General features: G+C 63.7%; 1 protein-coding gene. It reads left to right on the top strand.

The features are described from left to right. The coding region (locus L696_RS28070; protein WP_425339295.1) for a KS-MAT linker domain-containing protein at positions 1 to 601 on the top strand (601 nt) is incomplete at both ends.

Below are 601 nucleotides of genomic sequence, written 5' to 3'. Positions count from 1 at the left end.
GCAGGTTGGCCGCGAGACTATGGACCACCGGCTGGCGTTTATGGCGGCTTCCCGGCAGGAGTGTCTACAAGCGCTTGATGCTTATCTGCGCAGCGGCATGTCCCCCGGGAATTTAATGGGTTATGTCAAGGGCTCTGGCGAGCCGGCAGCCGCTCCCTTCGGGAAGATCCCGCCCCTTGTCGGAGGGCTGGACAGCATCGGCGAGCAATGGGTGCGTGAGGGAGAGGTAGACTGGAGCAAGCTGTACGGGGAAGCCACACCGCGGCGAATCAGCCTGCCGGGATACCCGTTTGCGCGGGAGCGGTATTGGGTGAGCCAGCGTGCGGGAAGTGCGTCGGAGGCCGAGGCGGGACATACGTCCGTGCTGCATCCGTTGGTACAGCGGAATACGTCGGATTTGACGGAGCAGCGGTACAGTTCACGGTGGAGCGGCGAAGAATTTTTCTTGAAGGATCATGTGGTACAGGGGCGGAAAATGCTGCCGGGGGCAGCCTATCTGGAGATAGCGCTGCAAGCGACGCTGCTGGCGGCCGGGACGGCGGGGCATGAGGCGGAGCAGGGCGTGCGGCTGCACGGGGTGGTATGGCTGAAGCCGTTCACG

Source organism: Paenibacillus maysiensis, from assembly GCF_000520815.1.
Lineage (GTDB): Bacteria > Bacillota > Bacilli > Paenibacillales > Paenibacillaceae > Paenibacillus > Paenibacillus maysiensis.
Note: the sequence above shows the minus strand (reverse complement) of the source record. Positions and strands in the feature narration are given on the sequence as shown.